11 protein-coding genes are annotated in these 10,868 nt (G+C 67.4%); 8 read left to right on the forward strand and 3 right to left on the reverse strand.

Going from position 1 to position 10,868, the window contains the following annotated elements; all coding sequences use genetic code 11:
* Positions 1–7: 7 nt before the first annotated feature.
* A complete protein-coding gene (locus tag ON43_RS46630; protein WP_281033416.1) occupies positions 8–277 on the forward strand; it encodes a chloride channel protein in 270 nt (89 codons plus the stop codon).
* Positions 278–397: 120 nt separating this feature from the next.
* Here ON43_RS46630 and ON43_RS40855 read toward each other — a convergent pair whose 3' ends face one another.
* Positions 398–1,540 carry an alpha/beta hydrolase gene (locus ON43_RS40855; RefSeq protein WP_051180162.1) on the reverse strand — a complete coding sequence of 381 codons (1,143 nt, stop codon included), beginning with the start codon at positions 1,538–1,540 and terminating at the stop codon, positions 398–400.
* A 405-nt stretch (positions 1,541–1,945) separates the two neighbouring features.
* Here ON43_RS40855 and ON43_RS40860 point away from each other — a divergent pair, with 405 nt between their 5' ends.
* The 4 genes from ON43_RS40860 to ON43_RS40875 are packed head-to-tail and all read left to right on the forward strand — an operon-like array spanning position 1,946 to position 6,152.
* Entirely contained in the window at positions 1,946–2,569 is a 624-nt protein-coding gene (locus tag ON43_RS40860; protein WP_051180164.1) for a TetR/AcrR family transcriptional regulator, read from the forward strand.
* On the forward strand, positions 2,535–3,284 hold the full coding sequence (locus ON43_RS40865) for an ABC transporter ATP-binding protein (RefSeq protein WP_040816340.1): 750 nt from the start codon (positions 2,535–2,537) through the stop codon (positions 3,282–3,284). Before ON43_RS40860 ends, ON43_RS40865 begins: the two co-directional genes overlap by 35 nt.
* Positions 3,285–3,295: 11 nt before the next feature.
* On the forward strand, positions 3,296–5,641 hold the full coding sequence (locus ON43_RS40870) for an ABC transporter permease (RefSeq protein WP_051180176.1): 2,346 nt from the start codon (positions 3,296–3,298) through the stop codon (positions 5,639–5,641).
* A gap of 31 nt (positions 5,642–5,672) precedes the next feature.
* The gene (locus ON43_RS40875) at positions 5,673–6,152 is read left to right on the forward strand and encodes a nitroreductase family deazaflavin-dependent oxidoreductase (protein ID WP_040816344.1); all 480 of its coding nucleotides are present in this window, start codon (positions 5,673–5,675) and stop codon (positions 6,150–6,152) included.
* 333 nt (positions 6,153–6,485) lie between these two features.
* On the opposite strand, the gene ON43_RS45680 is transcribed toward ON43_RS40875, so the two are convergent.
* Entirely contained in the window at positions 6,486–6,662 is a 177-nt protein-coding gene (locus ON43_RS45680) for a hypothetical protein (RefSeq protein ID WP_167333510.1), read from the reverse strand.
* 203 nt (positions 6,663–6,865) lie between these two features.
* On the opposite strand from ON43_RS45680, the gene ON43_RS40880 reads away from it, so the two are divergent.
* The 3 genes from ON43_RS40880 (at position 6,866) to ON43_RS40890 (ending at position 9,536) form a co-directional block, all read left to right on the forward strand.
* Complete coding sequence (locus ON43_RS40880; RefSeq protein ID WP_040816346.1) at positions 6,866–7,144, forward strand: hypothetical protein; 279 nt, start codon at positions 6,866–6,868, stop codon at positions 7,142–7,144.
* Positions 7,145–7,356: 212 nt separating this feature from the next.
* Positions 7,357–8,850: a mannitol dehydrogenase family protein gene (locus tag ON43_RS40885; protein WP_040816347.1), complete on the forward strand. Its 1,494-nt coding sequence runs from the start codon at positions 7,357–7,359 to the stop codon at positions 8,848–8,850.
* Positions 8,847–9,536: an HAD family hydrolase gene (locus tag ON43_RS40890; RefSeq protein ID WP_040816349.1), complete on the forward strand. Its 690-nt coding sequence runs from the start codon at positions 8,847–8,849 to the stop codon at positions 9,534–9,536. The genes ON43_RS40885 and ON43_RS40890 overlap by 4 nt, the downstream gene beginning before the upstream one ends.
* Here the strand turns inward: ON43_RS40890 and ON43_RS40895 are convergent.
* Positions 9,429–10,730 (reverse strand): M20 metallopeptidase family protein, encoded by a 1,302-nt coding sequence (locus tag ON43_RS40895; protein WP_063712726.1) that lies wholly within the window; start codon positions 10,728–10,730, stop codon positions 9,429–9,431. The genes ON43_RS40890 and ON43_RS40895 overlap by 108 nt on opposite strands.
* Positions 10,731–10,868: the final 138 nt, after the last annotated feature.

The following is a 10,868-nucleotide window of genomic DNA, read 5'->3' on the forward strand; positions in this document are numbered from 1 at the left end:
GGATGGCATCGCGGCCACCTTCAACGCCCCGCTGGCCGGGCCCTTCTTCGCCATGGAACTCATCCTGCGCAACTTCGCCGCCGAATCCTTCGGCGCGGTAGTACTTTCCAGCGTCACCGCCAGCGTGGTCGGTCGAGCCGTCCTGGGCGACACCGCGTTTCTGAGCCTGCCCGTCTTCGCGGTCCGCAACCCGGTCGAATACTCGCTGTATCTGTTGCTCGGCCTGGTGACCGCATCCCGCGCCTGCTGCGCGGAGCGGGCTTCGAACCGTCGGTGACCACCTCGACCGCCAGCCGCACGCTGGGCCGGATCACCTACCACACCGGCACGCTGCCGAGCTGAGCCAGCGGCACGCCGACCGCCGCGTTCGGGCAAAACACCCTGGACCACAACACCTTCAGTGGGTGGTGCATGCATCCATGGCTCGGCAACCCGGCCCGGCGAGGGTTCCACCGGGCTGCCCCACCGACAGGGCAGTGGGGGCGGCAGACTTTCGCGGCGGACTGAGATGGCCGTTCAGCCAGCCGAACGCCTTCGGGTACATCGCGCGCCAGGTGCCCCAGTTGTGCCCACCGTCATCGGCGACCAGGGCCGGCGCGACCCGGGTGGGCGCCTTCGCGGCGGCGGCCAGGGCCTGCGCGTTGGCGACGGTGCTGGAGGGGTCACGACGGCTCGTCGCGACCAGCAGCGCGACGCGAACTCCGGTGCCCGCCAGGCGAATAGGGTCGTTCAGGCGGCGCAGCGTGCGGCTGGGCACCACGTCCGGATCGCCGTGAAAATCGTCGGGGCTGAAGCCGAGCCCGGTCGCGAATCCGGCCGGGTACTGCAGCGGCAGCGAGATCGCACAGTAGCCGCCGGTCGAATCCCCGGCCATCGCCCACGCGGAGGGCTCGGTGAGCGCCCGGAAGCGGCTGGTCACGAGATTTCGCACATCCCGTGCCAACCAGGTCGCGGTTTGCGGACCGTGGGGGATGTTGGCGCATTCGGTATCGCCCGCGGGATCGACACGCGGCATGACCAGAATCGCCGGTGCCAGTTCACCTTTGACCATCAGGTCCGCGAGTTCGGAGGTCACGTGACCACCCTTGATCCAGGCCCGCGGCGTGCCCGGCACTCCGTGCAGCAGCATGATCACCGGGAAGCGATAGTCGCGATACGCGGGCTGGTCGTATTGCGGCGGGGTCCAGACCAGTATTCGGCCGCGCAAATGCGACTGCGGGCCACGATAATCGGCCCCGACCAACCGGTCACCGAGGTCATGGAAATCAGCCCGGTCGTCGCCCGAACCCGCCGGGACGTCGGCGGCGGACGGCTCACCGAGCAGATCGTCCCAGGAGCTGTAGAGGGCCAAATCGTCGTTGACCCACAGACCGAGCACCGCGATGGCAGTGGCCTGGCACAGGCCGATCATGAGCAGCCTGGTCAACCAGCGGACGAATCGCGGTCCCCGCACCGCATTCCAGGCCACCAAGGTCGTAAGGACCGCAGCGACCGCTGCCGCGATCATCACATAGAGCAGCCAGTCGCTGGTCAGGCTCATCGGATCAACATGCGACGGGCCGCGCCGCCGGTCCAATTCGATTGAGATACCGCAGATATCGGAACCGATGTCGTTGTCGAGCGCACTGGCCGTCGTCCAGGGAAATCACGCGTCACGGCTCCGGAGGTTACCCGAATAGAATCTGAGTGCAATAGTTGCCATAGGCACTACTCTGAGCCGACGCTCAGGCCGCGCGGCCTGCGATCATCTCGGCGATTCGACCATTTCTGATACCAGTCACCCATGGCCGAAACCGGAACGAACACCAGCCGGAACAGACGAGCCCTACCCGCCCAGAAACAGGGAAGCCGATCACTTAGGCAATGAGCAACTATTGCAGTATGCATCATTCCCTGCTACCTTGGGCATACGCCCAAGGCGATCGCCCAGGATGGGAGGTGCGGCGTGGCTACCGCAGCCGAGCAAGGTCGCGAGACACGCGCGCGCCTGATGGCGGCGGCGGTGGAACTCCTGGCTGCACACGGCTGGGGCCAGGTGACCACCCGGCTGGTGGCCGAACGGGCGGGAGTGCGGCCGGGGCTGGTGCACTATCACTTTCCCTCGGTGACAGACCTTTTGATCGACGCCTCGGTACAGGCTGCGCGACACGAGTACGAATCGGTGATGGCTGGGGTCCTCGCTCTGCCCGGACCGGACGCGATGCGCGGAATGCTGGCCGCGATCGCCTCCTACACCGCCACCGATCCGATGACCGTCGCGATCACGGAGATGATGCTCGCCGCGACCCGCCATGAGCGGCTGCGGGTCGAGTTGGGGCGGTTGATCGCCGAGGCGCGGGCCACGTTGGCCGGTTGGTTTCGGGCCAATGGTTCGGTGCCGGACCCCGAGGCGACGGCCACGGTGGTGGCGGCGTTGCTGGACGGGTTGATCCTGCATCGGCTCATCGACCCTGGCCTGGGTGAGGTGGATGTGACGGGGCCGCTGCTGCGCGCGGCGGGGCTGAACGAAACTCCAACGAGCGAGGGGACATCCGATGAGCAAACAGGTGGAGACGGGTCCGGCGACTGAGGCGCGGCGGCGCGGCGGGATCACGCTGCACGGGGTGAGCAAGACCTATGGCACCGGTGAGGCGGCGGTGCACGCGCTGACCGACGTCGACCTCGACGTCCGGCCGGGAGAACTCATGGCGATCCTCGGTGCCAGCGGTTCGGGGAAGACCACCCTGCTCAACCTGATCGGCGGCATCGAAGCCGCCGAGACCGGATCGATTGTTGTTGCAGGGCAGGATATTTCCGGGCGCGACCCCGCCGGCCTCGGCGAGTTCCGCCGTGACCACGTGGGTTTCGTGTTCCAGTTCTTCAACCTGATCCCGACCCTGACCGCACGCGAGAACGTGGAGGTCATCGTCGAGCTGACCGGACGTGGTGAGCGTCGCCGGGTACCGGAGCTGCTCGCCGCCGTCGGGCTGGCCGATCGTGCCGATCACTTCCCGTCGCAGCTGTCGGGCGGTCAGCAGCAGCGGGTTTCCATCGCGCGAGCGCTGGCCACCGACCCGGACCTGCTGCTGGCCGACGAACCGACCGGAGCGCTCGACGTGGCCACCGGGCAGAGCGTGCTGGAGCTGCTGCAGCAGACCAGTCGCGCCGGGCGCGGGGTCGTGATGGTCACCCACAACGAGGTCGCCGCGGCCATCGCCGATCGGGTGATCCGCATGCGCGACGGCCGAATCGTCGCCGACGAGGTGAACGCGAATCCGGCCGCCGCACAGAGCATCCGGTGGTGAGGGCGATGTTCATGGCCTCACATCGGGTGCTCACCCGCAAGATCGTGCGCGATCTGCGACGCCGGTCGGCGCAGGTTGCCGCCATCGCGGTGACGGTGCTGCTGGGCGTGCTGCTGTTCGTCGCCAGCTACGACTCCTTCCGCAATCTCGAAAGCTCTTACCAGAGCACCTATTCGCGCCTGCACTTCGCCGACTTCACCACCACGGGAGGCGATCCCGCGCGGATCGCGGCCGCGGTACGCGATGCGCCCGGGGTGGCCCGGGTCTCGGTGCGCACACAAGCAGACGTGCCCATGACGATCGGCGGCACCAAACTGCTCGGCCGGGTGATCGGGACCACCGGGCCCGACGCGGTGAACCAGATCAGTGTGGCCACCGGCCGATTGCCGGATCCCGACCAGCCCGACCAGGTCATCGTCGAGCATCACGCGGCCCAGACCTTCGACCTGCACGAGGGCAGTGAAATCCGCGTCTTCGACGGCGCGACCTGGCATACGGTCTCCGACACGGGCCTCGCGTGGTCTCCGGAGTACCTGTGGCCGGCCCGCAGTCGGCAGGAAGTCCTCGGCGACCCCCACGGTTTCGCGGTCGTCTTCGCACCGCAGAATCAACTGGCACGGCTGACCGGGACCGCCGGCGCCAACCAGACGCTCGTCGAAATGCGCGCGACGGCAACCCGATCCAACCGAGAGCGGGTCGAGCAGCTGTTGCGGGACGCAGGGGCGGTCGATGTGCAGACCCAGGCCGAGCAGCCGTCCAACGCCGCACTGCACGAGGATCTCAACGGCTTCTCCGAACTCGCCGTCGCCTTCCCCGCCCTGTTCCTGATCGCGGCGGCCGTCGCGACCTATGTCCTGATCACCAGACTCGTGTTGGCCGAACGCCCGATCATCGGCACCATGCTCGCCATGGGCGCCCGCCGTCGCACCGTCATCGGCCACTACGTGGGCTACGCGGCGGGAATGGTGCTGGCGGGCACGGCGATCGGGGTGATCGGCGGATTCTTGGCGACCTCGGCGGTCACCGCCGCCTACACCAAGGCGATCAGCATTCCCGACACCGTGGTCGACCATCGATGGTCGACCGCCCTGATCGCCGTCGGCCTCGGACTGCTCACCGGCGTGATCGCGGGGGTCGTGCCCGCGGTGGCCGCCGCCCGGATCGCGCCCGCCGCCGCCATGCGAGGCGATGGATTGCGACCGGCTCGCGCCGGGGTGTTGTCCCGGCTCACCGCGCACTGGCACCGCCTCCCGGTGGTCGCGCGAATGACATTGCGCTCGTTGGCCCGTGGCCGTCGCCGCACCATCGCCACCATGACCGGCACCGTCCTGGCCCTGGTCTTGATCCTCGCCTCGGTCGGCATGCTGACCAGCATGCGTTCGGCATTGCACATCCAGTTCCGCGACATCGAACGCGAAGACGCCACCGTCATCACATCGGATCTGTCGAACGATATTGCGGCCCAATTGCGTTCGATAGCGGGAGTCACCGACGTCGAGCCCGCGGCCCTGACCCCGGTGACACTGTCCGCCGGCGGGCACTCGTACTCCACCACGCTGACCGGTCTGATACCCGACACCAAAATGCACGGATTCCGTGGCACCGGCGGGACTGTCACGCGGCTACCGGACACCGGCATCCTCGTCGGCAGCGCTGCGGCGAAGAAACTCGGCGTCTCGGCGGGCGATACCCTCACGGTCACACCGGCGCTCGGCGTCCTGAAAACCGAGCGGGTCGCGGGCTTGCTCGACGAGCCGCTGGGCACTTACGCCTATGCCACGCAGGCGATCTCGACCGATATCGGTGGCGCAGGGCTGCACGGCTATCTGATGGGCTTCACCGATGCCACCGATCGAGATGCCGTGCGCGCCGAGGCGACCGGCATCCCAGGCGTCCTCGCCTACAGCGATACCCAGGCCGTCCAGAACCAGGTCGACAAGTTCCTCGGCCTGTTCTGGGCATTTATTGCCGCCATGCTGATCTTCGGCACCCTGCTCGCCTTCACCGTCATCTACGTGACCATGACGGTCAACCTCGCCGAACGCACCACCGAGCTCGCCACCCTGCGTGCCGCGGGCGTACCGGTCCGCAGGCTCACCGCCTCCGTCGCCGCCGAAAACCTCACCGCGACACTATTGGCGGTCCCCGTCGGCCTGGCCGCCGGATACCTCGCCGCCTGGGCTTTGCTGCGATCGTTCACCAGCGACATGTTCAGCTTCGGACTGTCCCTCGGCATCGCCGCCCCCGCACTCGCGGCACTGGCGGTCCTCGCAGCCGCCGCCCTCTCTCAACTCCCAGCGGCGCGCCTCGTGAGACGCATCGATATCGCCCACGTCGTCCGCGAACGCGCCCAATGACCACCAGAAGCACCGCCGAGGAGAACACCGCATGGCCACACCAAGTCTCGCTTCCAGAGTCGGCGCGCGAGCACTACGGACCCGATGGGTCGTTCGAGCACCGATCACCCTCTACCGCTGCGGATTCGGCTTCCTGTTCGGCACCCGGCTGCTGATGCTCGAACACACCGGCCGCCGCAGCGGGCAACGCCGATACGTCGTCCTCGAGGTGGTCGATCACCCCGCACCCGACCAGTACATCGTGGTGTCCGGCTTCGGGACCCAGGCCCAGTGGTATCGAAACGTCACCGCGACGCCCCTCGTTCGGATCTCGGTGGGCATCCGACGGGCCGTCCCCGCGATCGCGACACCGATGACCGAAGCGGAATCCGCGCTGGTGCTCGACCGATACATCGACCACCACCCCAAGGCATGGGTCAAACTGCGCGGAACGATCGAGGCCGCCACCGGCAGGCCCGTCGACCTACTCCCCATGGTCCGTTTGAGCGTGGTCCGGTCGAACAGCGAATAGTCCGCTTCGGTACGACTTCAATCAATCAAAGCAGGGAGCAATCTTTGCGTAGTGCTTGTATTTGATACCGTGACAGACGCACCCCGGGACCATCGGGCACACTCGCCTCCGGATCCCGGAGGCTGCCATCCGCTGCCGGATGGCAGGTCCCGGGGTGACCAGCCGCCACTTACCGCACCCCCGCTCGCCGGACATGGTCCACGGCATCCCGCTGGCGGGGATCGACTACTACCGACAAGGGATGCGCATGGATAGGACGACTAATGCGTCGAGTTACGCGACGCCGTTCCGCGATGGCAGCCGCGGCCCCGGGCGCAGCCACTGGGGGGATTTTCAGAGGCACCAGTAGAGGTCGGCGGAGCCGGGCATGGGGATGGTGAAACAGATGCCGACTGAGCCGTCGATGGGTTCGGCTTGGGGGTCGGCGGCGGAGGCGGTGGCGGCGCCGATTACGCCGAGCGACAGCGCTATTGCGGTTACGGCTGCTGATGCGGCGATTCTTGCGGTCATTTCATCAACTCCCTGTTCGTGAAAGTCTTTGTCCGGAAAGGCGCCTGGTTACACGGTAGACATCGGGAGGGATTGGAGGTAAGCACCGCCGCTGGCCCGGTCAAGTGGTGGGCACCGGCCAGTGCACACACCGGGAATGGGAGGGGAGGCGAGCCGGAATAGACTGAATGGCCTGTACCTTGTCGAGTGGATCGGAGTGAGACATGAAGCTGGTCAGGGTTGTGTTTGCGGTCACGGGGATGGTCATGGGCGGCCTGGGGGCCGCGGCGGGTCCTGCGGCGGCGCTGCCGCCGGGAGTCAGTTGCGCGGGGCCGACGTGTTTCAACGACACCGACGATCCGCAGACCGTTTTCGCCACCGAAATCTGTCCGGTGGGACCGCAGTTTTCGGTGTCCACCACCGTGCCGCCGCATGGGAGCGGGCTGTTGCCCGCGTTCGCGTGCCCGAACGGGGAACAGCCGCAGGGATATCTGTACAACTGATTGGGCTGCGCATTTACGAAATGCATACGGACTATTCGCGATAACCGTGTGATGGACCGTACACGGTTAAATGCGAAAGAGCTGTCGATGTTTTGGGGATTGTGTTCTAGATTCTGGTCTGCACCGGGTTCAACGGCGAGCGGTCGCAAATCATGGAAACCATCCCGAAAGCGCCCGGAGGGCTCGGTATGTCCAGTAGCTCGAATTCGGTTATGTCCACTGCGATTTCGCCCAGGTTAGGGGTGAATGCGTTGCGCGGGTTGCCGGGGGATGTGACCCGGCCGCCGTTCACGCCGGGGATTTTGGGGACAGGGATCGTGCATTTGGGGTGTGGGGCGTTTCATCGGGCGCATCAGGCGTTGATTACGCAGCATGCGATGAGCGTCAGCGGGGATCGGCGGTGGGGTATCGCCTCGGTCGCGATGTCGCGACCGGAGGTGGTGGGAGCGCTGAAGGCGCAAGACAACCTGTACACCACGTTGCTGCGCGATGAGGGCGCAGTACGGGCCGAGGTGGTCGGGGCGCTGACGGCGGCGGTGCATGCGCCGTCGGATCGGATCGGGGTGGTGCGGCGGCTGGCCGATCCCCGGGTTCGGATCGTGACACTCACCGTCACCACCGGCGGTTATTGCCTCTCCCCCGCCACCGGGCGGCTCGATTCGGGCAGTGAGCCGGTGCGGCACGATCTGCGGTGTGCGGCCAAGCCGTGCACGGCAATCGGGATGTTGGTGGGCGGGCTGGCGGCGGTCAAGCGGCGGGGCGGGACGCCGCCGGTGGTGATCAGTTGCGACAATCTCTCGGCCAATGGACGCCAATTGCGCAGTGCGGTCATCGATTTCGCGGCCATGCGGGATGATCGGCTGGCGAACTGGATCGCACGCCATGTGCAATTCCCGTGCAGCGTCGTCGATCGCATCGTGTCCTCGACGGAGAGCGACGACGCGGCGCGCACACGGCTCGGTGGGGTCGACGACCGCGCACCGGTGTCGGCCGAGCCGTTCATGACCTGGACCATCGAGAACTTCGAGGGTGAGCGCCCGCGCTGGGACCTGGCCGGAGCAGACTTCGTAGCGGACGTCACCGCGCACGAACTCGCGAAACTGCGACTGCTCAACGGAACTCACCTGCTACTGGCCTATGTGGGCGCGCTCGCCGGATATCCGGCCATCGCCGAGGCGGGCGCGGATCCGGTCCTCAGCGAGCTGGCGCGCCAGTTCATGCTGTACGAGCAGGGCCCCACCCTGACCCTGCCGCAAGCCGAATTGCACCGCACCGTCAATGATCTGCTGCGCCGGTTCCGCAATCCCGCCCTCCGGCACGAGGTGACCCGGGTGGGCCGCAATGGATCGGACAAGATGCTCCCGCGCGTCACCGCCGCCATGCTCGAGAACCACGCGCACGGTCGGCCCACCCCCGGTGCCGCCCTGCTGATCGCGGCCTGGATCCGCTGGTTCGATCTGTGCGGGACGCCCGGCACGGCCATGGAAGTCATCGACGCCCGGGCAGCCGAACTCGCCCAGCTGGCGGCCATCCCCGACCCGCACCGGCGCGCCCGCGCCTTCCTGTCCCGCACCGACATCTTCGGAGAACTGCCGGAGCCCATTCACCAGGAGGTGGGCGACGCCTTGGCCGAGCTCATTCGAGACAATGCCAGGAAAGTAGCCGAACGTCGGCTGCGACCGGAATTCATCGGGAGGGTCGCATGACAACGATTGCCGCCGAATCGACGGTCGAAAAGCCCGTCCGAGCTGTGGTTTTCGATATGGACGGGCTACTGCTCGACTCCGAGCGCCTGGCGGTGGAGTCGCTGGGCCTGTCCGGTCGCGAACTCGGCTACGAGCTGTCGGAGGAGTTCTGCCACAGCCTGGTCGGCATGCCCGCCGATACCTGCCGCGAAATGGCCGTCGCCGCCTTCGGCCCGGACTTCCCGCTCGACGAGGTCTACACCAAACACGAGTCCGTCCTCGCCGGGCTGGTCGACGACGGCCGCCTCACCACCAAGCCGGGCGTGCACGAGTTGCTCGATGACCTGGACCGTCGCGGCATACCCCGCGCGATAGCGACCTCCTCGGGCCGCGAACGCGCTCACCACCATCTGCGGGCCGCCGGGCTGGCCGACGGTTTCGGCGCGATCATCACCCGCCACGACGTCCGCCGCGGCAAGCCCGATCCCGAGCCGTATCTGACGGCGACCGCGGCCCTCGACGCCGACCCGGAATTCACCCTCGCCTGCGAGGATTCACCCAATGGTCTCCGCGCCGCCCACGCCGCCGGCCTGCGCTGTCTACTGATCCCCGACCTGATCCCGGCCACCGCCGAGACGACCCGCATCGCCCACCGGGTCTATCCCGATCTGCTGCACGTCATCGATTACCTCGCCGCGTCCGCCTGAACCCGCGGTTCGGGCCAGGCGGGCGAAGGCGAGTTCGGCCAACAGTTCCGACTGGAGGTGGAGTACCGAATCGTCGAATCGGGCGCGGGGTGCGTGGTTCATGGGCGCCTCGGCGGGGTCGAGGCCGTCGGGGGTCGCGCCGATCAGCAGCATCGTGCCCGGGACCTGCCGCAGGACGAGGGAGAAGTCTTCGGATCCGGCCAGGGGTTGCGGCATGAGGACGGCGTGGCCGAAGAGTTCGGTGGCGGTATCGAGGGCGAATCGGGTCTCGCCCGGATCGTTGACGGTGACCGGGTACATCGGACGGTAGTCGGCGCGGAGGTCGAGGCCGTGCGCATGCGCGATATTCGTTGCGAGCCTGGGCAATTCGGCCGCCAGGCGGGCCTGGTTTCCGGGACTGTAGCTGCGCACGGTCGCCCGGAACTCCGCGCTGTCGGGAATCACGTTCTCCATCGTGCCCGCGTGCAGGCTGCCGACGGTGACCACCACCGGGTCGAAGATATCGAACATGCGAGTGACGTAAGTCTGTAGCGCGAGGACGATTTCGCAGATCGCGGGCACCGGATCCCGGGCGGTGTGCGGGGTGGAGCCGTGGCCGCCGCGCCCGATGACCGTGACGTGGAAGGAGTCCGACGCCGCGAGCACGGGCCCCGGCCGGGTCGCGATGCTCCGCCGCGGCAGCAGATTCGACAGGACGTGCAGGGAGTACGCGGCGTTCAACGGTTTCCCGGCCGCGTCGAGCACGCCTTCCTCGATCATCAGCGCGGCCCCGTTGCAGCCCTCCTCCCCCGGCTGGAACATGAAAACGACATCGCCACACAGTGATTCGCGCCTGTCCGCGAGCAGTATCGCCGCACCCACCAGTCCGGCCGTGTGCAGGTCGTGGCCGCAGGCGTGCATCAGGCCGTCGAATCGGGAGGTGAATTCCTCGCCGCTGCATTCCTGGATCGGCAAGGCGTCCATGTCCGCACGTAACAGCACCGCCCCGCCGGGCCGACCGCCGCGCAGCACCGCGGTCACCGAGCTCAGGTCCTTGCCGAGGGTCATCTCGAGTGGGAGCCCGCCGAGCGCCTCGAGCACTTTCTCCTGGGTGCGAGGCAGTTCCAGTCCGAGTTCGGGCTCCCGGTGTAAGCGTCGGCGCAGGTCGGCCAGGTCGCCTTGCAGGGCACGGGCGGCATCGACTCCGGTGCGCACCGATACCTCCTCACCTGATGGCGTCGATCCGAATCAGCGGCCCGGCACGGTGACGGGCGAGACGCAACTGGAGGGCAGGTCCTGCAGCGAGCACAGCGCCGGAGCGCGGGTCGGAATGTAGCCCGGGAAGACGCCGCC

Source organism: Nocardia concava NBRC 100430 (assembly GCF_000308815.1).
Classification (GTDB): domain Bacteria; phylum Actinomycetota; class Actinomycetes; order Mycobacteriales; family Mycobacteriaceae; genus Nocardia; species Nocardia concava.

What these genes read in the sequence shown, in the direction of transcription:
- ON43_RS40855 (WP_051180162.1), bottom strand. Translation starts at nt 1,540, where the DNA reads ATGAGCCTGACCAGCGACTGGCTGCTCTATGTGATGATCGCGGCAGCG.
- ON43_RS40865 (WP_040816340.1), top strand. Translation starts at nt 2,535, where the DNA reads ATGAGCAAACAGGTGGAGACGGGTCCGGCGACTGAGGCGCGGCGGCGC.
- ON43_RS40870 (WP_051180176.1), top strand. Translation starts at nt 3,296, where the DNA reads ATGGCCTCACATCGGGTGCTCACCCGCAAGATCGTGCGCGATCTGCGA.
- ON43_RS40875 (WP_040816344.1), top strand. Translation starts at nt 5,673, where the DNA reads ATGGCCACACCAAGTCTCGCTTCCAGAGTCGGCGCGCGAGCACTACGG.
- ON43_RS45680 (WP_167333510.1), bottom strand. Translation starts at nt 6,662, where the DNA reads ATGACCGCAAGAATCGCCGCATCAGCAGCCGTAACCGCAATAGCGCTG.
- ON43_RS40880 (WP_040816346.1), top strand. Translation starts at nt 6,866, where the DNA reads ATGAAGCTGGTCAGGGTTGTGTTTGCGGTCACGGGGATGGTCATGGGC.
- ON43_RS40885 (WP_040816347.1), top strand. Translation starts at nt 7,357, where the DNA reads ATGTCCACTGCGATTTCGCCCAGGTTAGGGGTGAATGCGTTGCGCGGG.
- ON43_RS40890 (WP_040816349.1), top strand. Translation starts at nt 8,847, where the DNA reads ATGACAACGATTGCCGCCGAATCGACGGTCGAAAAGCCCGTCCGAGCT.